Origin of the sequence: Nocardia sp. NBC_00508, assembly GCF_036346875.1 — a bacterium.
Taxonomy (GTDB): Bacteria; Actinomycetota; Actinomycetes; order Mycobacteriales; family Mycobacteriaceae; genus Nocardia.
Map to the genome: position 1 here is coordinate 5,703,854 of NZ_CP107852.1, position 22,658 is coordinate 5,726,511.

The following is a 22,658-nucleotide window of genomic DNA, read 5'->3' on the forward strand; positions in this document are numbered from 1 at the left end:
GTTCTCCACAGCAACGCGGTTATCAACAGTATTTCTGATTGCCCAGGTCGGCGGCGCTGAGCTGATTCGGTCCCGGCGCACGCTGGCCGGGTGACAGACAAACAGGCGCTCGGCGCGCACGGGGAGGAACTGGCGGCGGCGTTCCTGCGCGCCGCGGGGATGGAGATCATCGCCAGAAATTGGCGGTGCCGGTACGGCGAGCTGGACCTGATCGCCCAGGACCGAGACGTGACCGCGTTCGTCGAGGTCAAGACCCGTTCGGGCCTCGCATACGGCACTCCGGCCGAGTCGGTCACCTTCGTCAAGCAACAGCGCATCCGGCGCTTGGCCCTGCTGTGGCTGGCCGAGCAGGACGGCCCGTGGCGGCGCATCCGATTCGATGTCGTGTCGGTGCTGCTGGCACGGGGGCGCCCGCCGGTGATCGACCACCTCGCGGCGGTGTTCTGATGGCGCTCGGCCGGGCGCATTCCGTCGCGGTCACCGGCGTGGACGGTCTGCTCGTCGAGATCGAGGCCGATATCGGCCAGGGCTTGCCGTCCGTGCACCTGGTCGGGCTGCCCGACACCGCGTTGCAGGAATCCCGCGACCGGGTGCGCTCGGCGGTGGCGAACTCAGGGGAGAAATGGCCGGACGGCAGGGTGGTCCTCGCCTTGTCTCCCGCGACATTGCCCAAGCTCGGGAGTGTCTACGACCTCGCGCTGGCCGTCGCGGTGCTGGACGCGTCCGACGCGGTCCCTTCCGAGCGGCTCGCGAAGACGGTGCTGCTCGGTGAACTCGCGCTGGACGGGCGGGTGCGGCGGGTACGCGGTGTTCTGCCGGCCGTGCTCGCGGCCCGCAGCGCGGGTTGGTCGACCGTCGTGGTGCCCGCGGTGGCCATGGCCGAGGCCGGGCTGGTGGAGGGCATCCAGGTATTCGGGGCGAGCAGCCTGCGCGGGGTGGTGGCCTGGCTGCGCGGTGAGGGCACGCTCGCCGAACCGGATGGCGGCCTGCCCGATACGGTGCGCCAGAGTGGCGATCTCAGCGAGGTGGTGGGGCAGGAGGAAGCGCGCTGGGCGCTGGAGGTGGCCGCGGCGGGCGGGCACCACTTGCTGCTCACCGGGCCGCCGGGCATCGGCAAAACCATGCTGGCGCAACGTCTTCCGGGGCTGTTGCCCCCGCTCACGGAGATCGAGGCGCTGGAGGTGACCGCGATCCATTCGATGGCGGGCACGCTCGCCGGCGACCATCCGCTGGTCACCGCGCCACCGTTCGTCGCCCCGCACCACTCGACTTCGGTGACCGCGATGATCGGTGGCGGCTCGGGGACCGCCCGGCCCGGCGCGGTCAGCCGGGCCCATCGCGGCGTGCTGTTCCTCGACGAGTGCGCCGAACTCGGCACGAAGGTGCTCGAGGCGATGCGCACACCGTTGGAGGAAGGGGAGGTCCGCATCGCCCGGCGTGACGGCGTGGCACGATATCCGGCCCGATTCCAGCTCGTCCTGGCGGCCAACCCGTGCCCGTGCGCCCCGGCACGCGATGTCGACTGCATCTGCGCGCCGCTTGCCCGCCGCCGCTATCTCGGGAAACTGTCCGGGCCGCTGATGGACCGGATCGATATCTGGGTGCGGATGCACGGGCAGTCCGGGGCCGCGTTCAGTACCGATGCCGCCGAGAGCAGCGAGGTGGTTCGCGGTCGTGTCGCTGTGGCCCGGCGCGCGGCGGCCGAGCGCTGGCGCGAATACGGGTGGCCGACCAATGCGGAAGTCCCCGGTCACGTCCTGCGCCAGAGGTTCCGTCTGCCCCGGGAATCCCTTGCTCCCGTCGAGGGCGCCCTGCGTCTCGGTCGCATGTCCGCGCGCGGAGCCGACCGCGCCATCCGGGTCGCGTGGACCATCTGCGACCTGCGCGGTGGAGACGTGCCGTCGGCGCAGGATGTGCTGGCGGCGCTGAACTTCCGCCAGCGAGGCGCGCAATGAGTGCGGCGCCGTCGCGTGCGGGCGGTGGTGGAAATCCTGCCGCGGCGGGCGGCATGTCCGAGAATCTCTCCTGCCCGGCGTCCGGCGAGGCCGATGCGCGGCGGTTGGCCTGGGTGTACCTGTCGCGAGTGGTGCAAGGCCCGTGTGCGCCGCTGTCGGCGCTGATCGACGCGGTCGGAGTGGTGGAGGCGGCGCGTGCGGTGCGGGAGTGCGCGCTGCCCGAGCCGTTGCGCGGACCGACAGCGCGGCGGCGCGACCTCGACATCGCGGCGCGGGATCTCGAGGTCATCGACCGGATCGGCGGACGAGTGGTGACGCCGGACGATCCGGAGTGGCCCGCTTGGCGCATGCTCGGTCTCGCCCAGCTCGAACCCGGCCGAGATCCAGATGGGGCCGTGCCGCTCGTTCTGTGGGCCCGCGGCCCGCGCTCCCTGCTCGAGTCGAGCGAACGCGCCGTGGCGGTGGTCGGCGCACGGTGCAGCACCGGGTACGGCGACCGCGTGACGGGGGAGATCGCCGGAGATCTCGCCGCGCAAGGATGGACGATCGTGTCCGGTGCGGCCTTCGGGATCGACAGCATGGCGCACCGGGCGGCGCTGGCGGTAGATGGCTCGACGATCGCCGTGCTTGCCTGCGGCGTCGACCGGCCGTACCCGGCGCAGCACGAGCGTCTGCTGGCCGATATCGCCGAGTCCGGCCTGGTGGTCAGCGAATATCCGCCCGGTGTGACTGCGCACAAGCATCAGTTCCTCGCCCGCAACCGCCTGATCGCCGCCCTCGCCGACGGCGTGCTCGTGGTGGAGGCGGGGCTGCGCAGCGGCGCCCGCAACACCGTCAAGTGGGCACGTCGCCTCGGCCGTCCCGCCCTGGCGGTACCCGGCCCGGTGACCTCGGCGGCTTCGGTGGGTTGTCACCGGATGATCCGGGACGGCGAAGCGCTCCTGGTGACTCGAGCGGAGGAAGTCGTCGACGAGGCGGGGCCGCTCCGACTGTCCCTCCCGGAGACCGGGGGAGTGTCCGACCATCCGGACGACCGCCTCGCGGGAGACGAAGCCCTGGTCTTCGCGGCGCTGCCGAGGATCGGCTCTCGATTACCACTCGAGCTGTCCCAGCAGTGCGGCCTGCCGCTTCCCGCGGTCCGCGCGACGCTCCCGGCCCTCGAACTAGCGGGGCTGGTGGCCGCCGACGAAAGTGGTTGGCATCGAACGGCACGCCGCCGCATATGAGTGAGCGAGCACCGTCGCCGATGCGGCAATGGCGTAGCCGTGCGGGTAGCGCGACGGGCGAGTGTGGGCGAAGGTCGATGCAATTCGTTGACGTGGTCTGGGCGGAGCCGTGTGGCGAGAAGGTGCGGGCGGTGAGTGAGCGCGATGGGCGAACGTTGGTGCATTTGCCGATGCGGTCATGGCGCGGCCGTGTGTGCGGAAGTCGGGCAATGGGTGACTGGTGCGCGCGAACCTCGGTGCCGTTCATTGATGTGGCCATGAGCAGTGCGACGGGGAGGCGGCGAGTGAGAGCTGCGGGAACGTTGGTGCCGTCGCCGATGTGGGCATGGCGGCGCTGTGTGGTGGGGAGGTGCAGGCGATGCGTTCGTTGATGTGCTTCTGGCGAAGCTCTGCGCCGGGAGGCGGTGGCGATGGGGAGTGGTGCGGGCGAACGTCGATGCACTCGCTGACGTGGTCGTGCCGGAGTCGAGCGGCAGCGAGGTGCGGATTCGGCGCGGTCACTTGCCAACTGGGGCCGCGGTCGCGACGGTAAGGGGATGGAGGAATTGCCCGAGGATCTGGAAGCGCTGCTGGTGGAGTACGGCAGACACCTGCGGCTCGGCCGCAATCGGTCGGAGCACACGGTGCGGGCGTATCTGGGGGACGCGCGGTCGCTGCTGGACCATCTGTACCTGCGATCGGCCGATTCGGCGATCCGCGAGCTGGACCTGCTGCTGGTGCGGTCCTGGTTGGCGCGGCAAGCAGCGGCGGGCGCCGCGCGAACGACGTTGGCGCGGCGGGCGTCCTCCGCGCGTACTTTCACTGCGTGGCTCACCGGGACCGGGCGGCTGCCGGTCGACCCGGGGCTGCGGTTGGGGTCGCCGAAGGCGCATCGCGTGCTCCCGGCCGTGCTCGGACCACAGCAGGCGATCGGCGCCATGGACGCAGCCCGATCCGGCGCTGCCCAGCGCGATCCGATGGCGTTGCGGGATCGGGCGATCGTGGAATTGCTCTACGCCACCGGCATCCGGGTGAGCGAGCTGTGCGGGCTGGATATCGAGGATGTCGATCGGGAGCGGCGTGTGGTCCGCGTGCTCGGCAAGGGCAACAAGGAACGCTCGGCCCCGTTCGGCGGGCCCGCCGACGAGGCCGTTGGCAACTGGCTGCACTATGGACGTCCCGCCTTCGCCACCGCCGACTCCGGTCGCGCGCTGCTGCTCGGCCGCCGCGGCAAGCGCCTCGATCAGCGCCAAGCCAGAACCGTTGTGCACGAAGTGGTCTCGGCGATCCCCGGCGCCCCCGACATGGGCCCGCACGGCCTGCGGCACACCGCCGCGACCCACCTCCTCGAGGGCGGCGCCGACCTGCGTGTGGTCCAGGAACTTCTCGGCCACGCCAGCATGGCCACCACACAGCTCTATACCCACGTCTCCATCGACCGCCTGAAAAAGGTGCACGACCAAGCCCACCCGCGCGCCTGAGGAGGCGTTGGGAGTATGCGGCCAAGTGTCGATGGGCGACTGGGGTCCCGCGCTCTCATGGGCTGACGTAGTAGTGCATCCAAGCTTTCTGTCCCTGCGCAGTGTGCCAGCCGCCAGGCGCACTATGTACTCGTCGCCAACCGCTTCGTTCGTACATCGCGATCGCCGCCGCGCCACCGGACTCGACGCTCAGCGCGGCACGCTGCCCGCGGCTCGCCGCCATTCGCGCGGCCGCCGCAAGCAAATGGGAACCGACTCCTGCCCGACGTGCGGACGGTACGACATACAGGCGGATGACCCACGCCACAGCGAGCGTGCCGACTGCACCACGCACGGCAATCGGGGTTTCTTCGCCTGCGCCGAGACCGACGTGTCCGACCACTACCCTCGCCTGCTCGGCGACGCGAGCCGCGATGAGCTTCGACGGAGACAGCCAACCCACCGGGTCGGCAGGCCAGGTTTCCGGGTATCGGTCGACGTCGTGTACTTGCCGGAGTGCCGCGGCGCAGTCGTGCGCATCGGCAGCGGTCCGTGGTCGGATGATCACGCACATCCGACTATGCTGCCCTGCCGCCGACACCGCTTACTCGTCCGTCGTTGCGGCAATTTCCGACTATCAGTCTGTTTGGTGGCATGCATGCGGAGTCCAAGTATTCCTTTCCCTCGTCTGTGTACAAGATCGCGCCGATCTAGTCGAATTCCGGTGTGATCAGCGCCGAGAGGGCGCACTCTGGAAGTTGCGTATCAGTGCCCGCAATCCATGACGTACTCCGAGTGGGAAATAGCCGATGTCTACGTCGAGCGGACCACAGGCTCTGCATCGCGGACTGTACTCACTGGCAGGTCAGCCCGCGCTGCCGCTTCCGGCCGCGGGATCGGCGCTATCCCAGCCCACGGGGCGGGGCACGTGGCGCGAAATTCCTCTGAATGGTGACGCGCCCACCGTGACGATCGGGCGGTCGAACGCGGCCGATATCACCGTGCCCGCCGACGCGACCGTTTCTCGTCTGCACGCCATCATCGAGCGAGTCTCCGGCTGCTGGATCATCATCGACGACGGGTTGTCGAAGAACGGGACTTTCGTCAACGGCGAGCGTGTCGGCGGGCGACGCAAACTCAGTTCCGGTGACAGAATTCGCGTGGGCCGATCACTGCTTGTTTTCCGAGACGGCGCATCGTCCGAGGAGGAAATGACGATCGCCCTTTCTCCCCTGCTCATCCGGAATTCGCTGACCGACGCCCAAATTATGGTTCTCAAGGCGCTCTGCCGCCCGTACGACGCACGGAGTGCGTATTCGTACCCCGCATCGAACGGCCAGATCGCAAGCGATCTGTGCCTGACTGTGTCGACGGTCAAGACGCACATGCGGGCGCTGTTCCAAAAATTTCGCGTCCCGGACCTGCCGCCGAATCAGAAGCGCTCGTTCTTGGTCGAACGCGCGATCGAAAGCGGCGTGATAGTCGATCACGAGCAGTAAGTGCTATGGCTGGACGATCCCGGCAAGCGTGTGTCCGGCACGGTGCCCGGCTAGATCGGTCTGAAACCCGCTCCAGCGTCGCCGCGCGCGTTCACATCGTCCAGGATGTCTTTGATGTTCACGCCGATCTCCGGACCGAGGCACGGCACGCCCAAGTAGCCATTGACCATGCCGACGAGTGTTGTCCCGACTACGACCGGCCCGCCGGAATCGCCCTCCGCGACACATGTTTGGGTCCAGGTCGCATTGCCGTATGTGAACGCGTCGCCGTAGGTCAACCCGCAGGTCCGGCCGGTGGTCCGACCTTCTTTGCAGGCGATGTCCGGGAATCGGGGAGGTCCGCCCACGCCGGTGATCGTCGTGCCGCCCACAGTGTTCGCGGGCGCGACCTTGCCCTGGTCGAACACGATCACGGCGTAGTCGAGACTGCTGTTGGTGTAGGCGAAGGTGCCGACCACGCCGCCGTCACGGTTGGCATCGGCCACGACCGTCGCTCCCGGTTCACCACAGTGACCCGCGGTGAACCCGACCAGCCGACCGCCGGAGTCGCGCCCGATCGTGGTGAGGGTGCAGATGTTCTGATTGCCGACGACGATGCCGGAGCCGCCGCCCAGAACGGGCCCGGTCTCGGCGTGCGCAGCCCCTGATTGCGCCCCGAACAGCGTCGCGACTGCGGCGAGTGCCGCGGCAGCCCCCACGAGTTTCCTGAACATGGCCATTCGATGATTGAACCGCACTTGTCCGTACTTCAGGGGGTATATGTCCGCGCGTTACCCGAATAGATATGCACGCGTTCCCCTACCGGGCGCGTCGGTGGGACGGACAATATCGTCATTCGCCCTGTGCCGTGGAGCCCGGTTGGGGATTGGCAGAGACGAGACGCCTCGGGGTTACGGCGCGGCCCGTGGCGCTCTCGTCCTCAGCGCCCTTCTGTCGAGTGCGGTCAAATGGCGCACACGAACACGGCGACCGCGTTGACGACCGGCGGAAGGAGCAACAATGGGGCGCAGAATATGCCCAGAGGCCAGAACAGGCCCAAGGTAGCGGGCTCGACCTGAGTCGGAACCGCCGAATTATCCGCCACGGGCGCCGGTGCTACGTCCGGGGCTGCGGAAGCAAATCCGGAACCGAGGGCGATGACCGGTGCGACCGCTACTGCCGCCGCTGTCGCGCGCATTTTGTTCGTGATCATGATTTCTCCTGCGACTGATTGATTCACAAGCCCTCGTCTACTGAAGGCAGGCAGAATGCGAACACACCACCAACTCTGCTCGGAGGGCGCGCAGGAGACCATCAGCCCCCGGGTCGGAATCATTCATACCGCCGGGTAATGCGCCACACCGACATTGTGCCCGGCTCGATCGGCCGCAGCCGTGGAGGTCGGCGGCGCCACGATGATCGGGTGATCAATCACCGGACCACTGCGGGCCGCCGACTCCGATTACCCGTTGGTGACCGCGGCGGGTTCCGGCTGCTCGGCCGGTTCCGGCCGCCGGACGCGCAGCAAGGCCGCGCCGAGCAGAGCGGCGGCGATGCTGAATCCAGCGCTGATCCAGGCCCCGGTGGACATCGCGGCGGTGAAGGCGTCCTTGGCGGGCTCGAGATAGCCGAGCTGAAATGCCGCGCCGATGGATTCGCGCGCCGCGTCCGGGGCGTCCGCGGGCATGTTCGAAGTGAACACACCGGCCAGCACGCTGCCCAGGATCGCGATGCTGATCGCCATACCGACCTGCTGCAGCGTGTCGTTCATCGCGGAGCCCACACCGGCGTGTTCGAGCGGGATGGCGCTCATGATGGCGGCGTACGCAGCTGGACCGGCCAAACCGCCGCCCATGCCCATCACCAGCATGCTGACCAGGATCCACAGATACCCGCTTGCCACGGCGAGGATGCCGAACGCGGCGCCCATGACGAGCAGGCCGGAGACGATGAGCGTCTTGTTGCTCAGGGTCTTGCCGAGTGTCGCGCCGAGGCCGTTGCAGACGGCCGCTGCGATGGCGTAGGGCAACAGCGCCAGGCCCGCCTTCATCGGCCCGTAGCCGAGCACGAACTGCAGGTACTGGGTGAGCATCAGCATGACCGCGCCCATGCCGAAGACCATCAGCAGCAACGTGAAACAGGTGCCGGTGAAATCACGGCTGCGGAACACCGCCAACGGCAGCATCGGATGCGCCGACCGGCTCTCCCACACGACGAAGGCGAGGGCCGTCACCACCGCCAGCACGATCATGCCGATATTCCATTCCCGCTCGATGATCACGTAGACGGTCGCGCTGAGCGCCACGATGGAAAACACCACGCCGACGAGATCGACGGGCCGTTGCTCGCCGGTGGTTTCCGGCATCAGCGCCAAGGCCGCCACGATCGCGAGCACCGCCACCGGGATGTTGAGCAGGAACACCGAACCCCACCAATAGTGCTCGAGCAGAAAGCCGCCCAGCGTCGGTCCGGCGACGATGCCGACCATGGAGACCGTGGACCACGCCGCCATCGCCGTGCGGCGTTCGTCCTCGGCGAAGGTGGTCATCAGGATCGACAGGGTCGACGGCATCAACAGCGAGCCGCCGACGCCCATCGCGGCGCGGGCGGCGATCACCTGCCACGGCTCGCTCGCCAGCACGGCAGCAAGCGACGCGACGCCGAACACGGCCAGGCCGGTGATCAGCGCGCGGCGCCTGCCGAACCGGTCGGACAGGCTTCCGGCGGTGAGCAGGAGCCCGGCGAACACCAGCACGTAGGCGTCCAGAATCCACTGCACGTCCGACGGTGTGGCGTCCAGCTCCCGAATCAGTGACGGGATCGCGAGATTGAGCACGGTGCTGTCGAGCATCAGCACCAGCAGGGACAGACAGAGGACCCCCAGGACCCACCAGCGGCGGGGGTCTCGTACAACGTTCGATTCCACTCGCACAGCGTACGAGAAACTCGCACAGTGTGCGAGTGAATATAGAATCAGAGGGTGACCAAGCAGTTCGCGTCGGTATGGACCAGGGAACCGCGCCAGCCCAAGACCTCTGGGCTGCGCCGCGAGCAGATCATCACCGCGGCGGTCGAGATACTCGACGCCGAGGGGCTGGAGTCGCTGAGCATGCGCAAGCTCGGCGCGAAGCTCGGCGCGGGCGCGACCAGCCTGTACTGGCATGTGGCGAACAAGGAGGAGCTGCTCGAGTTGGTGCTCGACCAGTTCTGGGGCATGGTGCAGATCCCGGAGCCCGAGCGGGCGTCCTGGCGCGAGCTGCTGACCACCTTCGCCTACAGTCTCCGCGCGACGATCCGGGACCACTCGTGGATGGCGTCGCTGGTCGGGCAGCTGCCCAGCATCGGCCCGAACTCGCTACAGCTGAGTGATCGCCTGCGGCGCGCGTTCGTCCAGGCGGGCTTCCAGGGGGTGGACATCTATCTCGCCAGTGGAACGGTGATCAGTTTCGTCCTCGGTCAGGTGCTTCCGGAGATCGCGTGGCAGAAGGCCTCGGCCGAAATCGACACCGACGGCATGATGCGCGTGATGGATGAGCTTGCCGGTGACTATCCCGACATGCTCGCGGACTACCGGGCGACGGTGCCGACCGATCCGGAGGTCGGGCGTGCGATGGCCTTCGATTTCGGCTTGCTCTGCGTGCTCGACGGGTTGGCGGCCCGCCTGCGCAACACGCCGGGGTCCGCGTAGTCACTCGCCGCCGCATCGCATGCGCCTGAATTGAAACAAGTTCGGATCATGTAGCAGCGTATCTAGAACCGTATTGTGTGAGTGATCTGATACGTGTTCTATCGATATGATCGGGCGGAAAGACCGCTCCGCATGGCGACGCGGCACACGGTTGCGCCGACGGCAGAAGGGTGTTGACGTGAGCACGCATACCGTTCTCGGCCGTGAAGTGCGGATGCCCGTGCGCATCAGGCTCGCGCACGCGTTCATGGCAACCTACCTGGTGCCCGCCGCGGCGGCGCAACGGCTCATCGACTATTCCGGCCTCCGTGTTCTGCGGCTGCCGGGTGGACGGGCGATGTGCACGCTGGTGTTCGTCGACTACGTCGATGGCGATCTCGGTCCCTACAACGAGTTCGGCGTCTCGTTCATGGTGCGCCACCACACCGCCAGCGCGGCAGCCGGTGGCCCGAAAGATCTGGTGACCGGACGGTCTGGCGTGCTGATCCATCGGCTGCCCGTCGACGGCGATTTCACGCTCGCCGCGGGCCGGGGTATCTGGGGATTCCCCAAGGAACTGGCCGAGTTCGTCGTCGACCACGGTGGCCGGACGCGCAGCGGTGCGCTGCATCAGAACGGACAGTTGATCGCAGATCTGACCGTCCGCCCGGGGTTCGTGACACCGGCCGGTCGCGCGCCCGCGTCCTCCCTCGACGCCTACTCGCACATCGACGGGATCACTCGCTGCACGCGCTGGCAGATGCGGCCCTCCGGTATGCGAGCGCGTTTCGGTGGGGCGAAGCTGACCTTGGGCGATCACCCCATCGCGGAAGAACTCCGGTCGATCGGTTTGCCGCGGCGCGCGCTGATGTCCTCGGCCGTCCCGCGCCTGGCCATGACGTTCGAGGACGCGGTCGCGATCTGACACATCTCGCACATAACCACCGGATCACGGGCGCGCCGGGCGCGTGGACGGCCCCTGGGCCTCCGGTTACGCTGACGTAGCGGATCGTTTGCCAACGCTACGAGCGATGGAGTGATGCCCGTGATCGCCGCCGAGCAGCGCAGTGTTGTCGATCAACGCTGTGAACTGGGCCGGTCACCTGAGGCGGTGCGGCAAGCGCAGAGCGGTCTTTGTTCGCGGGGCAGGACGTGGGGGTTCTCCAGCCCGGCTGTCAGCGCGATTCGGCTTCCATCTGGCTACCCCGTAGCCGCGACGACCAGTGGGGTCGCCTGGTGGGAAATGCGGTGGTCGGTACCCGGCATAGTGTCCCTGTCATCGGTAGGCGCGCGGCTGGAAGGCCGCGGTCTCCCGCCGCTCGACGTAGCGTTGTGTGGCGTGATGATCGTTCACGGGCGGCCATGCCCCGGAAGCCGCGGGTGCACCGATGCCGAGCACACCGCGACGCGAGCCGAGGCGGCGTGACGCTGCCGAATCCCGATGCCGAATCCGAAGAGGGCGAAGAGGAACTCGACTACCGCTTCACGCTCGCGAACGAACGCACCTTTCTGGCCTGGATGCGCACCTCGCTGGGTTTGCTCGCCGGTGGTGTGGCGGTGCACACGCTGGTGCAGCCGTTCCGGATGGCCGGGTTCCGGCGTGCGATCGCGCTGAGCTGCGTGGTTCTGGCGACGGTGGTCGCGGTCGGCGCGTACGCGCACTGGCGGCGCGTCGGCGTGGCCATGCGGCGGGGCAACCCGTTGCCGGACACCGTGCTGGTACCGATCCTGTCAGCGGGTATCGCGATCGTGTCGGTGTTGGCGGGCCTGGCGGTGCTGCTGCGATGAGCGCGCCACACCTGGCCGCCGAACGCACCGCGCTGGCGTGGCGGCGCACCGCCGTGTCCGCGATGGTGGTCGGCACGCTGTTTCTGCACTACGCCCTCGACAGCGGGTGGCGTCCGGCCGCGATCGCGCCCATCGTTGCCGCGTTCGCGATGGTGGCGCTGACCGGTGCCTGTTACCTGCGCAATCGCAGCCTGCGTCAAGGTCGGTACACACACGGTGACCGCATCGTCGCCGCGGCGGCGGTGGCCGTCACCATGGTCGCGGTCGCCGCCGCAGCAGCCGGTTTTCTCGATCCACGTCCGTGAAGGGGTAGGGACACAGCATGGTTGGTCGACACGCGAGGAGGACGACAATGAGCACAGCTAGCGAGCCGAGCGGCTTCATCGTCGCGGAGCATCAGCGTGCCGCCACCGCTCTGCCACCGGCCGACGCCGCCGATCTGGCCGACGCGGAACGCGGCTTCATCGCCGCGCTGAAACCCGGCGTGGTCACCTCCGACGACGGAACCGTGGTGTGGGACAACGACTCCTACGCTTTCCTACGGGAACCCTGCCCGGCGTCGGTCCATCCCAGCCTCTGGCGGCAGTCCGGGCTGGTCGTGAAGCAGGGCTTGTTCGAGGTCACGGAAGGCATCTACCAGATCCGCGGGCTGGACATTTCCAATATGACCCTGGTCGAAGGCGAAACCGGTGTGCTCGTGATCGATCCGCTGATCTCCGCGGAGACCGCTGCGGCGGGTCTCGCGCTCTACCGCGCGCACCGCGGCGACCGTCCGGTGTCCGGTCTGATCTACACCCACTCGCACGCCGACCATTTCGGCGGCGCGTGGGGAGTCACGACCGCCGACGAGGTCGCGGCCGGCCGCTGTCCGGTGCTGGCGCCCGCCGGTTTCCTGGAACACGCGGTGGCCGAGAACATCTACGCGGGCACGGCGATGGCGCGCCGTGCGGGGTACATGTACGGCGCGGTGCTGCCGCGCGGCCCACTCGGCGCGGTGGGCGCCGGGCTCGGTCAGACCACCTCGGTCGGAGCCGTCACGCTGATCCCTCCGACCGTCGACATCACCAGGACGGGACAAGAGGAGACGGTCGACGGGATACGGATGGTCTTCCAGCTCACGCCGGGCACCGAGGCTCCCGCCGAGATGAACTTCCACTTCCCCGACCGCCGCGCGCTGTGTATGGCGGAGAACGCGACCCACACCATGCACAACGTGCTCACGCTGCGCGGCGCGCTGGTGCGCGACGCCCACGTCTGGGCGAGGTACCTGACCGAGGCGATCAATCTCTTCGCCCGCGAGTCCGACGTCGTCTTCGCATCGCACCACTGGCCGACCTGGGGTACGTCGCGCCTGGTGGAGTTTCTTGCGCTGCAACGTGATCTGTACGGATACCTGCACGACCAGACGGTGCGGCTGCTGAACCAGGGATACGTCGGCGCGGAGATCGCCGAAATGCTGACGCTCCCACCGGCCGTCGAACAGGCATGGCACGCGCGTGGCTATTACGGCTCGGTCAATCACAACGTCAAAGCCATCTACCAGCGCTACATGGGCTGGTTCGACGGCAACCCCGCCCATCTTTGGCAGCATCCCCCGGTCGAATCCGCCCGGCGGCACGTGGAATTCATGGGTGGTGTGGAGGAAGTGCTGCGCAAGGCGCAGGTCTCGTACGACGGCGGGGACTACCGATGGGTGGCGCAGGTGCTCGACTATGTCATCTTCGCCGATCCGGACAACGACGCAGCGAAGGAATTGCAGGCCAGCACCTTCGAGCAGCTCGGGTATGGCGCGGAGAACGCGACCTGGCGCAACTTCTATCTCAGCGGAGCCTACGAGCTGCGCTACGGTTCGTTCGGCACACCGACCAAGGCCGAATCGCCGACTGTGGTCGCCGCGCTGACCATCGACCAGATCTTCGACGCCTTGGCATTGCGCGTCGACGGCCCCAAGGCGTGGGACCATCGGCTCGTGACGGACTGGATCCTCACGGATGAGGTCCGCACACACCGGCTCGAGCTGCGCAACGGACGTTTGACGCACTTCGATGTCGCTCCCGGCATGATCCTTCCGGAACCCGACGCGACGTTCACACTGGCCAAAGCCACGCTGATCCGAGTGCTGCTGGCAGGGGAAGATTTCGGCGTCGCGGCGGCCGCGGGCGACATCGTCATCGAGGGAGATGTCACCAAACTCGCCGAACTGGTCGATATCTTCGACGCCCCGGACCCGGATTTCGCCATCGTCACGCCGTAATCGTTCGGCAGACGTGCTCGGTCAGGGGCTGGCGCGACTGCGTCGGTCGACGATTTCGGCAGCCGGACGGCCGGGTGGGTGAACCGACGTGGTCGACGGATCGGCGGGGAATGCGCGCGGAATAATCGGTCGATCCGAAATGCTCGGTTGCCTACGGTGTTGCTCATGTCCACCGAGTCGATCGGCCGCCCCCCGCTGCGGGAGCGGATGCGTGCGGGTTTGTCCGCTGCCATGAAATCCCGTGACCGCGCGGCTGCTTCGGCGCTGCGCTCGGCATTGGCCGCCGTCGACAACGCCGAGGCCGTCGACGTCGCCGAGCATCGGGCGGGCGCACTGGAAAACAGTGCGACCGGGCTCGGTGTCGCCGAGGTCGCACGCCGGCAATTGACCGAACAGGACATCGAGCAGATCGTGCGGGCCGAAGTCGATGAACGTCGCAAGGTCGCCGGGCAATACGAGTCGCTCGGCCAGACCGACCGCGCCGCGACTCTGCACGCCGAAGCGGAGGCGCTGACCGGCCTGCTGTAAATCGCCGCTGCGCCGCCAGGTCTCCGATCGGTTGGCATCAGGTCGATTGTGCGCGGGCAGGAATCCGCCGCACATCCACCGCGGGGTTCAATGCCCGCCAGGATGCTGGTTCGGCCACTTCGTCAGACGCGGGCTGGAGAACAGCTCGGCAGAACTCGAGCTGCTGCGGCCCGCGCTCAGACGGATCTCGGCAAGGCCGCGATGTATCTGCCCGCGACGAATCGCTGGATGAGCCGCACGACCGGTCCGCCGAGTCGCGTGTACCAGGCGGCGGGGCGGGAGAATGCGATGACCAGTCCGTACACGGTTTCGTCGGCCGAGTCGTATTCGACCGCGAACAGTTCCTCGCCTGCTTCCGGATGTCCCGGCAATGTTCCATAGGCGAAACCTTGCCGGTCGGGTTCGCCGAGCACGTACACCACGCGGCACGGCGCGGTGATCCCGACCGGACCGACCCCGAGCCGCACCGTGATGGCGGTGCCGGGCTCGGCAGTCGGAGTGTCGGCGTATCGGAAGATCCCGGTGCCTTTCTGCATTCGATAGCTCAGGATCTCCGCACCCGCGTGCTCGAACAGCGCGCGACCCCGGCCGATCGCACGCCGCAGCTGAAACCGGTGATATCCCTCCGGTAGCACGTCCTTGGTCGCACCCACTTCGCGATACGTGAACGGTGGCCGCTCGTGCCCATCCTCCATGCGTCGATCTTCACCTCCCACTGCGCCGCTTCGCCACTTCGAGCCTCACACTGGCGATCCGCCGCTCGTCGGGCTTCGGCCTCCGTGCAGCTCCGATGGCATGTGGAGGCCGTGTATGTACGTCGAGATTCGCGCGGAATTCGTGGGTGGGTCCTGCCATCGCACCAACCTGATGCCAGGCGCGGAATCGGGACCCTGCTTCGCCGTAGACCGTGCATGCGTCGGCACGGGTTTGAGCCGCAGGGGAGTCAGATGGAGGAGTCCGAGCGGGTCCAGGTATTCGCGCCCGCGACGGCCACGGCCGCCTTCAGCTCGCGCTCCCCAGTGCAGGCACGGCGTCGCGCAGCCCGGGTGGCCGGACTCGAGTGTGCCGATCCGGGAGCCGCGCCCCACCCGCTCGCCCACCGGCACCTCCGCGCGAACCGGCTCATAGGTCGTGCGGAGGCCCCCCGGGTGATCAATCGACACGACCGGCTTGTCGGCCACCGTTCCCGCGAACACGACTATCCCTTCTCCTGCGGAGAGCACGGGCTGCCCCTCGCCTCCGGCCAGATCGACCCCGCGATGCCCGGGCAGCCAGTCGTGCGTGGGCTTGTCGAAGCGCCGCACCACCGCGGGCCGCGGTTGCAGCGGCCAGCCGAACCGGCCCTCGGGCGCCGCGGTGGCCAGCGGCTCCATCGAGACGACCGCGACGACGCAGACTCCCAGCACCCACCCGAGATGCCCACGTAACCCCGCGCCGTTCGACAGCGTCATCGGGACCGGGTCGGGACCACAGCGGAAACCGCCACGCGCACGGATTCGGCCTGGTCACACGAGGGCACTCCCGATGACGCGGCGTTCGGCCCAGGATCAGGGTCCTCGCCGCCTGCCTCGGACTGCCGGAACGGCGCGCGGCGTAGCAGCCCGGGAAGGGATGGCAGGCAGACGGAACCCGCGCACGCCCCGAGCGCAGGTTCCGGGATGTGGGGATGAGCCGCGACCGGTGGTGCGGAGACCACGCCGAGAGCGAACAACAGCGGGATGAGCAACGTCGTCACTGTGGAGATCGGTTTCATGCCTCCACTCTGGTGCGGCGCGGGTGTCGCGGAGCGTCCGAAACAAGGAATGTGGATAACCTGCTCCACTGTGAAAAGTCGGTGTTCCTCCTGGTCGAAGGCTCTGGCTCGGACCGATTTAGGTCTGGATGCCCGCAGGCCGTAGACTGATCGAGCGGTCTGTGCGTGCACGGACCGACTTCGCGCGCCACCCGTGCTTGTTCGTAACGGCGCTGTTCGATCGAGCTCAACAGCTTTGGGTTCGCGGCAGCGTGTTCGCCAACAGGGAATCGCCGGCTGGTCCCACCCTCGCGGTCGGGTCCGACGATTCGGCGGCGCCAGGGCAGCGAATCGCCGATTCGCTGCGTCAACCGGCAAAGGAAAGAGAGATACGAGAGCTATGGCTGTCGTAACCATGAAGCAGCTGCTCGACAGCGGCGCACACTTCGGGCACCAGACGCGGCGCTGGAACCCGAAGATGAAACGGTTCATCTTCACCGACCGCAACGGCATCTACATCATCGACCTGCAGCAGACGCTGACCTACATCGACAAGGCCTACGAGTTCGTCAAGGAGACCGTCGCCCACGGTGGCACCGTCCTCTTCGTCGGCACGAAGAAGCAGGCCCAGGAGTCGATCGCGGCCGAGGCGACGCGCGTCGGGATGCCGTATGTCAACCAGCGCTGGCTGGGCGGCATGCTCACCAACTTCTCCACCGTGCACAAGCGCCTGCAGCGCCTCAAGGAGCTCGAGGCCATGGAGCAGACCGGTGGCTTCGAGGGTCGCACCAAGAAGGAAATCCTCATGCTGACGCGTGAGATGAACAAGCTGGAGCGCACCCTCGGCGGTATCCGCGACATGCAGAAGGTGCCCTCGGCCATCTGGGTCGTCGACACCAACAAGGAGCACATCGCCGTCGGCGAGGCGCGCAAGCTGAACATCCCGGTCATCGCGATCCTGGACACCAACTGCGACCCCGACCTGGTCGACTACCCGATCCCGGGTAACGACGACGCGATCCGCTCCGCCGCCCTGCTGACCAAGGTCGTCGCCTCCGCGGTGGCCGAGGGCGTGCAGCAACGCGCCGGTCTGTCCGCGGGCGACGAGAAGCCCGAGGCGGGCGCTGGCGAGCCGCTGGCCGAGTGGGAGCAGGAGCTGCTCGCGCAGGCCGCCCCCGGTGCCGAGGCCGCCGAGACTTCGGCTGAGGCCTGAGACTCGTAACCACCGCGGCGCGAGCGACGGTCCCGGAGGCGGTAGCCTGCGTAACCACGGAGGGGCCCCGCGAACGCCGCAATTCAGACACTGTTTCGGCGGCGATCACGAGCGAGTGCCATCGTGGTCGCCGCTGCCAGAAACTCACACTTCTCAAAGGAGGCTCGCCGAGAATGGCGAACTACACCGCTGCCGATGTGAAGCGGCTTCGGGAGCTGACCGGCTCCGGCATGATGGACTGCAAGAACGCGCTGGCCGAGACCGACGGTGACTTCGACAAGGCCGTCGAGCTGCTGCGCATCAAGGGCGCGAAGGACGTCGGCAAGCGTGCCGAGCGCACCACCGCCGAAGGCCTCGTCGTCGCCAAGGACGGCGTCATGGTCGAGATCAACTCCGAGACCGACTTCGTCGCGAAGAACGCGGAGTTCCAGCAGTTGGCCGAGCAGGTCGTCGCCGCGGCGGCGGCCGCCAAGCCCGCCGACCTGGAGACGCTGAAGGCCCTGGACCTGGGCGGCAAGACCGTCGATGAGGCCGTGCAGGCCCTCGCCGCGAAGATCGGCGAGAAGCTCGAGCTGCGCCGGGTGATCTCGCTGGACGGCCCGGTCGCCACCTACCTGCATAAGCGTGCCTCGGACCTGCCGCCCGCCGTCGGCGTGCTGGTCGAGTACACCGGTGCGGGCGACGCCGCGGCCGAGGCCGCTCGCGCTGCCGCCATGCAGGTGGCCGCGCTCAAGGCCAAGTACGTGACCCGCGACGAGGTTCCGGCCGACATCGTGGAGAACGAGCGCCGCATCGCCGAGCAGACCGCTCGCGAGGAGGGCAAGCCCGAGGCCGCGCTGCCGAAGATCACCGAGGGCCGCGTGAACGGCTTCTTCAAGGACGTCGTGCTGCTGGAGCAGCCGTCGGTCACCGATTCCAAGAAGACCGTCAAGGCGCTGCTGGACGAGGCCGGTGTCACCGTCACCCGCTTCGCCCGCTTCGAGGTCGGCGCGAACTGAGTCGCCGCACCCCCAGCGTGCAGGGCCCCCCGTCGACCGAGTGAACGCCGGTTGACGGGGGGCCTTCTGCTGCCGCTCGAATCGAATAAGGCAGGATAGGTGCCGCTCCGCCTTGTTCTACGTCACAGGCGCCTGCCGTGAGCACCGAATCGCCGGAAGAACGACAATCCACCGCCGAAGGAGACTGGAGACCCATGACGGACCCGGGGACCGATCGCCCAGGATATCGGCGGGTGCTGCTCAAACTGGGCGGGGAGATGTTCGGCGGAGGCAAGGTCGGGCTGGACCCGGATGTCGTGCAGACGGTCGCCGAGCAGATCGCCGAGGTGGTCGCCAGCGGCGTCCAGGTGGCCGTGGTGATCGGCGGCGGGAACTTCTTCCGCGGCGCGGAGCTCGAGGAGCGCGGCATGGAGCGCGCCCGCTCCGACTACATGGGCATGCTCGGCACGGTGATGAACAGCCTTGCGCTGCAAGACTTCCTGCAGCAGCAGGGGGTGGACACCCGGGTGCAGACTGCGATCACCATGGGACAGGTGGCCGAGCCGTATCTTCCGCTGCGCGCCAAGCGGCACCTGGAGAAGGGGCGCGTGGTCATCTTCGGGGCGGGCATGGGCATGCCGTATTTCTCCACCGACACCACCGCCGCGCAGCGCGCCTTGGAGATCGGCGCGGACGTGGTTCTGATGGCCAAGGCGGTCGACGGTGTGTTCACCGCGGACCCGCGCGTCGACGAGACCGCGACCATGTACTCCGAGATCACCCACAAGGAGGTCATCGAGCGCGACCTCAAAGTCGCCGACGCGACAGCCTTCAGCTTGTGCATGGACAACCAGATGCCGATTTTGGTGTTCAATTTGTTGACCAAGGGCAATATCGCCCGCGCGGTCGCCGGTGAGAAGATCGGCACATTGGTTCGGTCCTGATACCCCGCGGACCGCGGATCATGACATGACGACGCTGTGGAGGAAACGGCCGTGATTGAAGAAGCGCTCTTCGACGCCGAGGAGAAGATGGAAAAGGCCGTCTCGGTGGCGAAGGACGATCTCGGAACCATTCGCACCGGTCGGGCGAATCCGGGCATGTTCTCCCGGATCGTCGTCGACTACTACGGCTCGCCGACCCCGATCACCCAGATGTCCAGCATCACGGTGCCGGAGCCCCGCCTGGTCGTGATCAAGCCCTACGAGGCGAACCAGCTCGGGCCGATCGAGACCGCGATCCGCAACTCGGACCTCGGTGTGAACCCCACCAACAACGGTGACATCATCCGGATCTCGGTGCCGCAGCTGACCGAGGAGCGCCGCCGCGAGCTGGCCAAACAGGCCAAGGGCAAGGGGGAGGACGCCAAGGTCGCCATCCGCAACGTCCGGCGCAAGGCCATGGACGAGCTGTCGCGCATCCAGAAAGATGGCGAGGCGGGGGAGGACGAGGTCGGGCGCGCCGAGAAGGAACTCGACAAGACCACCGCCAAGTATGTCGGACAGATCGATGAACTGGTGAAGCACAAGGAAGTCGAACTGCTCGAGGTCTGACGCCGACCAGCGGCATGAGTGAGTGCAGCGAGCGAACAATGGATACAGCCGGGCAGCCGCTCGTGCCGGAGCCGAGCGTCAGCGCGGCGCAGGCATGAGCGGCTGGTCTGGAGTGTGAAACCGAGGGCACGGAATGCCGCCGGGGAAACCAGCGGCATGAGCGGGAAGCCCGGAGGCGGTAGCTTGCGTAACCGCGACCGGCGCCGGGAACGCCGCCGGTGGCATACAGCGGAGGGCCCGCCAGGGCGGGGGATGAACGGAACGACGAGTGAGCGACGGGACAATCGTGGCCGAGAACGCCGCCGCGACCGGTGCGGCCGAGGAGCCGCCGGTGAACGGTAGAGCCGATGCGAGGCAAGAGCACGCGAACCATGCCGGTGCGTCCGAACCTCTAGCCACATCCGAGGGCGACGCGGTGGCCGCCCATCCCGATCCGGCGCCGAGTGGTTCGCGTGCGGGCCGTAATCTGCCTGCCGCGCTGGGCGTCGGCTTCGGCCTCGGTTTGTCACTGATCGCGATTCTGCTGTTCGTGCCGAAGGTATTCATCGGCGTCGCGGCCGCAGGGGTGGGCGTGGCCACCTGGGAGGTCGCCAAGCGGCTGCGTGAAGCGGATGTGCTCGTTCCTCGGGTTCCGCTGATCCTCGGCGGTCAAGCGGTGTTCTGGCTCGGCTGGCCGTACGGCGCCAGCGGTGTCACGGGCGCGTTCGCCGCCACCACGCTGATCTGCATGGTGTGGCGGTTGTTCGACCACGGCCTGCATACCGCGCCGCGAAATTTCTTGCGCGACACCGCGATCGCGGTCTTCACGCTGGCCTGGATCCCGCTGCTCGCCTCGTTCGCGACCCTGCTGCTGCTCGAGCCGGACGGCAACCTGCGGGTACTGACCTTCATGATCCTGGTGGTCTGCTCCGATGTCGGCGGCTACGTCGCGGGTGTGTTGTTCGGCAAGCACCCGATGGTGCCTTCGATCAGCCCGAAGAAGTCGTGGGAAGGGTTCTGCGGCTCGCTGGTGTTCAGCGTGATCGGTGGTCTGCTGACCGTGACGCTGCTGCTGGAGGCCAACTCGATGATCGGCGTCGTCCTCGGCGTCGGCTTGGTGCTGGTGGCCACCTGCGGCGATCTCATCGAATCGCAGATCAAGCGGGAACTCGGCATCAAGGACATGGGTACTCTGCTGCCGGGCCACGGCGGCATCATGGACCGCCTCGACTCCATGCTGCCTTCGGCGTTCGTGTCCTGGCTGGTGCTGTCCACCCTGATCTGAGCGTTCAGCGATGCTTGGCTCGGCGGCGCAACTGCAGAATGCGCACACCGCCGACCGACGCCATGACCAGGGCGCCACCGATCACCGAGAGCAGCACCGTGACGCCGAGCGGAAGCGAGAAGTTCCAGAAGAACAGGTGCACGTCGACCTGATCGAGGTTTTGCAGGATGAAGATCAGCAAGACGACCAGGATCAGGACGCCGACGACCAGCCCCGTCCAGGCGTAGCCGGTACGCGAGGCCAGCGGCTTCTCGACGGTGGCCGGGGGCGTACTGCCCGGCGGTTCTGTGCGTGGGTGCGCTAGGTCCGGGTCCGGCTCCGGCGTGTGGTCAGGGTGGGTGGGCATAACTCGATCATGGCGGACCGCTATCACCGGCGCGGGGATTTCCTCGCAACGAACCGGGCATGTCGGGCCGACGTGGGCGAGGTTCGCCGTGATGGGACAATGGAGCAATTATGACGGTCTCCCTGCCCCTCGTTTTCGATGCACCGCGCCGCGGCATGCCGCCGCGCCATCTCGCCGACCTCGATGCCGAGGGCAGGCGCGCGGCCGTCGAGGAACTGGGTCTGCCGAAGTTCCGCGCCGATCAGATCGCCCGGCAGTACTACGCGCGATTGCAGGCCGATCCGGCCCGGATGACCGACCTGCCCGCGCCGGTGCGCGCGAAGATCGCCGAGGCTCTGTTTCCGCCGCTGCTCACCGAGGTGCGGCACGTGGCCTGCGACGAGGGCACCACCCGCAAGACCCTCTGGCGCGCGGGCGACGGCACCCTCCTGGAAAGCGTGCTCATGCGCTACCCGGACCGCAACACCCTCTGCATCTCCAGCCAGGCGGGCTGCGGTATGGCCTGCCCGTTCTGCGCCACTGGCCAGGGCGGCCTGGACCGCAACCTGTCCACCGCCGAGATCGTCGACCAGGTGCGCGCCGCGGCCGCTTCGCTGCGCGACGGCGAGGTGGCGGGCGGCCCTGGCCGTCTGTCGAACATCGTGTTCATGGGCATGGGCGAGCCGCTGGCCAACTACAAACGCGTCGTTGCCGCCGTCCGCCGGATCACCTCGCCGGCTCCGGATGGTTTGGGCATCTCCCAGCGCAATGTGGTCGTCTCGACGGTCGGCCTGGCGCCCGCGATCCGCAAACTCGCCGACGAGGGCCTGTCCGTGACTCTCGCTGTCTCCCTGCACACCCCCGACGACGAGCTGCGCGACACGCTGGTCCCGGTCAACAACCGCTGGCCGGTATCCGAAGTTCTCGATGCCGCAAGGTATTACGCCGACAAGACCGGCCGACGCGTTTCGGTCGAATACGCCCTGATCCGTGACATCAACGATCACCCCTGGCGTGCCGACATGCTCGGCGAAAAGCTGCGCAAGGCCCTCGGTTCTCGCGTGCACGTCAACCTCATCCCGCTCAACCCCACCCCCGGCAGCAAGTGGGACGCCAGCCCCAAACCCGTTGAGCGTGAATTCGTCCGGCGCGTAGAGGCCAAGGGCGTCGCGTGCACCGTCCGCGATACCCGCGGGCAGGAGATCGCCGCCGCCTGCGGGCAGCTCGCCGCCGAAGGCTGACGCGGCAGCGGCGGCGAG

Annotated in this window: 24 protein-coding genes and 1 pseudogene; 17 read left to right on the forward strand and 8 right to left on the reverse strand. The window is 67.7% G+C overall.

Going from position 1 to position 22,658, the window contains the following annotated elements; translation table 11 throughout:
• Positions 1-90: 90 nt before the first annotated feature.
• The 4 genes from OHA40_RS25465 to OHA40_RS25480 all read left to right on the forward strand — a co-directional run bounded on the left by OHA40_RS25465 (position 91) and on the right by OHA40_RS25480 (position 4,641).
• Complete coding sequence (locus OHA40_RS25465) at positions 91-447, forward strand: YraN family protein (protein WP_330229390.1); 357 nt, start codon at positions 91-93, stop codon at positions 445-447.
• Entirely contained in the window at positions 447-1,955 is a 1,509-nt protein-coding gene (locus tag OHA40_RS25470) for a YifB family Mg chelatase-like AAA ATPase (RefSeq protein WP_330229391.1), read from the forward strand. Before OHA40_RS25465 ends, OHA40_RS25470 begins: the two co-directional genes overlap by 1 nt.
• Before the next feature lie 53 nt (positions 1,956-2,008).
• Positions 2,009-3,181, forward strand: coding sequence for a DNA-processing protein DprA (gene dprA, locus OHA40_RS25475; protein WP_330234370.1), 1,173 nt, complete (start codon positions 2,009-2,011; stop codon positions 3,179-3,181).
• Between the two features lie 536 nt (positions 3,182-3,717).
• On the forward strand, positions 3,718-4,641 hold the full coding sequence (locus tag OHA40_RS25480; protein ID WP_330229392.1) for a tyrosine recombinase XerC: 924 nt from the start codon (positions 3,718-3,720) through the stop codon (positions 4,639-4,641).
• Between the two features lie 55 nt (positions 4,642-4,696).
• Here the strand turns inward: OHA40_RS25480 and OHA40_RS25485 are convergent, their stop codons facing one another.
• Positions 4,697-5,194, reverse strand: a complete 498-nt coding sequence (locus tag OHA40_RS25485; protein ID WP_330229393.1) for a GNAT family N-acetyltransferase — start codon at positions 5,192-5,194, stop codon at positions 4,697-4,699.
• 391 nt (positions 5,195-5,585) lie between these two features.
• On the opposite strand from OHA40_RS25485, the gene OHA40_RS25490 reads away from it, so the two are divergent.
• The gene (locus OHA40_RS25490; protein WP_330229394.1) at positions 5,586-6,119 is read left to right on the forward strand and encodes an FHA domain-containing protein; all 534 of its coding nucleotides are present in this window, start codon (positions 5,586-5,588) and stop codon (positions 6,117-6,119) included.
• 50 nt (positions 6,120-6,169) lie between these two features.
• Here OHA40_RS25490 and OHA40_RS25495 read toward each other — a convergent pair whose 3' ends face one another.
• The 3 genes from OHA40_RS25495 to OHA40_RS25505 all read right to left on the reverse strand — a co-directional run bounded on the left by OHA40_RS25495 (position 6,170) and on the right by OHA40_RS25505 (position 9,024).
• Complete coding sequence (locus OHA40_RS25495) at positions 6,170-6,832, reverse strand: serine protease (protein ID WP_330234371.1); 663 nt, start codon at positions 6,830-6,832, stop codon at positions 6,170-6,172.
• A gap of 230 nt (positions 6,833-7,062) precedes the next feature.
• Positions 7,063-7,311 carry a hypothetical protein gene (locus OHA40_RS25500; protein WP_330229395.1) on the reverse strand — a complete coding sequence of 83 codons (249 nt, stop codon included), beginning with the start codon at positions 7,309-7,311 and terminating at the stop codon, positions 7,063-7,065.
• 249 nt (positions 7,312-7,560) lie between these two features.
• The gene (locus OHA40_RS25505; protein WP_330229396.1) at positions 7,561-9,024 is read right to left on the reverse strand and encodes an MFS transporter; all 1,464 of its coding nucleotides are present in this window, start codon (positions 9,022-9,024) and stop codon (positions 7,561-7,563) included.
• 54 nt (positions 9,025-9,078) lie between these two features.
• On the opposite strand from OHA40_RS25505, the gene OHA40_RS25510 reads away from it, so the two are divergent.
• The 6 genes from OHA40_RS25510 to OHA40_RS25535 all read left to right on the forward strand — a co-directional run bounded on the left by OHA40_RS25510 (position 9,079) and on the right by OHA40_RS25535 (position 14,335).
• On the forward strand, positions 9,079-9,786 hold the full coding sequence (locus OHA40_RS25510) for a TetR/AcrR family transcriptional regulator C-terminal domain-containing protein (protein ID WP_330229397.1): 708 nt from the start codon (positions 9,079-9,081) through the stop codon (positions 9,784-9,786).
• Between the two features lie 178 nt (positions 9,787-9,964).
• Positions 9,965-10,690, forward strand: a complete 726-nt coding sequence (locus tag OHA40_RS25515; RefSeq protein WP_330229398.1) for an acetoacetate decarboxylase family protein — start codon at positions 9,965-9,967, stop codon at positions 10,688-10,690.
• Between the two features lie 497 nt (positions 10,691-11,187).
• The gene (locus OHA40_RS25520) at positions 11,188-11,553 is read left to right on the forward strand and encodes a YidH family protein (protein ID WP_330229399.1); all 366 of its coding nucleotides are present in this window, start codon (positions 11,188-11,190) and stop codon (positions 11,551-11,553) included.
• On the forward strand, positions 11,550-11,858 hold the full coding sequence (locus OHA40_RS25525; protein ID WP_330229400.1) for a DUF202 domain-containing protein: 309 nt from the start codon (positions 11,550-11,552) through the stop codon (positions 11,856-11,858). Before OHA40_RS25520 ends, OHA40_RS25525 begins: the two co-directional genes overlap by 4 nt.
• Before the next feature lie 47 nt (positions 11,859-11,905).
• Positions 11,906-13,807 (forward strand): alkyl/aryl-sulfatase, encoded by a 1,902-nt coding sequence (locus OHA40_RS25530; RefSeq protein ID WP_330229401.1) that lies wholly within the window; start codon positions 11,906-11,908, stop codon positions 13,805-13,807.
• Positions 13,808-13,972: 165 nt separating this feature from the next.
• The gene (locus OHA40_RS25535) at positions 13,973-14,335 is read left to right on the forward strand and encodes a hypothetical protein (protein ID WP_330229402.1); all 363 of its coding nucleotides are present in this window, start codon (positions 13,973-13,975) and stop codon (positions 14,333-14,335) included.
• 176 nt (positions 14,336-14,511) lie between these two features.
• Here the strand turns inward: OHA40_RS25535 and OHA40_RS25540 are convergent, their stop codons facing one another.
• From OHA40_RS25540 to OHA40_RS25550, 3 genes and pseudogenes are all read right to left on the reverse strand, one after another.
• Positions 14,512-15,030, reverse strand: a complete 519-nt coding sequence (locus OHA40_RS25540; RefSeq protein WP_330229403.1) for a DUF1990 family protein — start codon at positions 15,028-15,030, stop codon at positions 14,512-14,514.
• A gap of 225 nt (positions 15,031-15,255) precedes the next feature.
• Positions 15,256-15,708 (reverse strand): annotated as a pseudogene (locus OHA40_RS25545) (M23 family metallopeptidase); the annotation flags it as partial.
• 74 nt (positions 15,709-15,782) lie between these two features.
• A complete protein-coding gene (locus tag OHA40_RS25550) occupies positions 15,783-16,088 on the reverse strand; it encodes a hypothetical protein (protein WP_330229404.1) in 306 nt (101 codons plus the stop codon).
• A 379-nt stretch (positions 16,089-16,467) separates the two neighbouring features.
• Between OHA40_RS25550 and rpsB the strand changes: the two genes are divergently transcribed.
• The 5 genes from rpsB (at position 16,468) to OHA40_RS25575 (ending at position 21,074) form a co-directional block, all read left to right on the forward strand.
• Complete coding sequence (gene rpsB / locus OHA40_RS25555) at positions 16,468-17,280, forward strand: 30S ribosomal protein S2 (RefSeq protein WP_330229405.1); 813 nt, start codon at positions 16,468-16,470, stop codon at positions 17,278-17,280.
• Positions 17,281-17,453: 173 nt separating this feature from the next.
• Complete coding sequence (gene tsf / locus OHA40_RS25560) at positions 17,454-18,278, forward strand: translation elongation factor Ts (RefSeq protein ID WP_330229406.1); 825 nt, start codon at positions 17,454-17,456, stop codon at positions 18,276-18,278.
• A gap of 194 nt (positions 18,279-18,472) precedes the next feature.
• Positions 18,473-19,201, forward strand: a complete 729-nt coding sequence (pyrH, locus tag OHA40_RS25565; RefSeq protein ID WP_174183891.1) for a UMP kinase — start codon at positions 18,473-18,475, stop codon at positions 19,199-19,201.
• 51 nt (positions 19,202-19,252) lie between these two features.
• Complete coding sequence (frr, locus tag OHA40_RS25570) at positions 19,253-19,810, forward strand: ribosome recycling factor (protein WP_330229407.1); 558 nt, start codon at positions 19,253-19,255, stop codon at positions 19,808-19,810.
• 415 nt (positions 19,811-20,225) lie between these two features.
• A complete protein-coding gene (locus OHA40_RS25575; RefSeq protein WP_330234372.1) occupies positions 20,226-21,074 on the forward strand; it encodes a phosphatidate cytidylyltransferase in 849 nt (282 codons plus the stop codon).
• A 4-nt stretch (positions 21,075-21,078) separates the two neighbouring features.
• On the opposite strand, the gene OHA40_RS25580 is transcribed toward OHA40_RS25575, so the two are convergent.
• Positions 21,079-21,420: a LapA family protein gene (locus tag OHA40_RS25580; RefSeq protein ID WP_330229408.1), complete on the reverse strand. Its 342-nt coding sequence runs from the start codon at positions 21,418-21,420 to the stop codon at positions 21,079-21,081.
• Between the two features lie 110 nt (positions 21,421-21,530).
• On the opposite strand from OHA40_RS25580, the gene rlmN reads away from it, so the two are divergent.
• Positions 21,531-22,640, forward strand: a complete 1,110-nt coding sequence (gene rlmN, locus OHA40_RS25585; RefSeq protein ID WP_330229409.1) for a 23S rRNA (adenine(2503)-C(2))-methyltransferase RlmN — start codon at positions 21,531-21,533, stop codon at positions 22,638-22,640.
• The last annotated feature ends 18 nt before the right edge of the window (positions 22,641-22,658 follow it).

Coding starts and splice junctions, on each gene's coding strand:
- OHA40_RS25580 (WP_330229408.1), bottom strand. CDS start 21,420: ATGCCCACCCACCCTGACCACACGCCGGAGCCGGACCCGGACCTAGCG.
- OHA40_RS25495 (WP_330234371.1), bottom strand. CDS start 6,832: ATGTTCAGGAAACTCGTGGGGGCTGCCGCGGCACTCGCCGCAGTCGCG.
- rpsB (WP_330229405.1), top strand. CDS start 16,468: ATGGCTGTCGTAACCATGAAGCAGCTGCTCGACAGCGGCGCACACTTC.
- OHA40_RS25485 (WP_330229393.1), bottom strand. CDS start 5,194: ATGTGCGTGATCATCCGACCACGGACCGCTGCCGATGCGCACGACTGC.
- OHA40_RS25470 (WP_330229391.1), top strand. CDS start 447: ATGGCGCTCGGCCGGGCGCATTCCGTCGCGGTCACCGGCGTGGACGGT.
- tsf (WP_330229406.1), top strand. CDS start 17,454: ATGGCGAACTACACCGCTGCCGATGTGAAGCGGCTTCGGGAGCTGACC.
- OHA40_RS25550 (WP_330229404.1), bottom strand. CDS start 16,088: ATGAAACCGATCTCCACAGTGACGACGTTGCTCATCCCGCTGTTGTTC.
- dprA (WP_330234370.1), top strand. CDS start 2,009: ATGTCCGAGAATCTCTCCTGCCCGGCGTCCGGCGAGGCCGATGCGCGG.
- pyrH (WP_174183891.1), top strand. CDS start 18,473: ATGACGGACCCGGGGACCGATCGCCCAGGATATCGGCGGGTGCTGCTC.
- OHA40_RS25480 (WP_330229392.1), top strand. CDS start 3,718: ATGGAGGAATTGCCCGAGGATCTGGAAGCGCTGCTGGTGGAGTACGGC.
- OHA40_RS25535 (WP_330229402.1), top strand. CDS start 13,973: ATGTCCACCGAGTCGATCGGCCGCCCCCCGCTGCGGGAGCGGATGCGT.
- OHA40_RS25500 (WP_330229395.1), bottom strand. CDS start 7,311: ATGATCACGAACAAAATGCGCGCGACAGCGGCGGCAGTAGCGGTCGCA.
- rlmN (WP_330229409.1), top strand. CDS start 21,531: ATGACGGTCTCCCTGCCCCTCGTTTTCGATGCACCGCGCCGCGGCATG.
- OHA40_RS25525 (WP_330229400.1), top strand. CDS start 11,550: ATGAGCGCGCCACACCTGGCCGCCGAACGCACCGCGCTGGCGTGGCGG.
- OHA40_RS25530 (WP_330229401.1), top strand. CDS start 11,906: ATGAGCACAGCTAGCGAGCCGAGCGGCTTCATCGTCGCGGAGCATCAG.
- OHA40_RS25540 (WP_330229403.1), bottom strand. CDS start 15,030: ATGGAGGATGGGCACGAGCGGCCACCGTTCACGTATCGCGAAGTGGGT.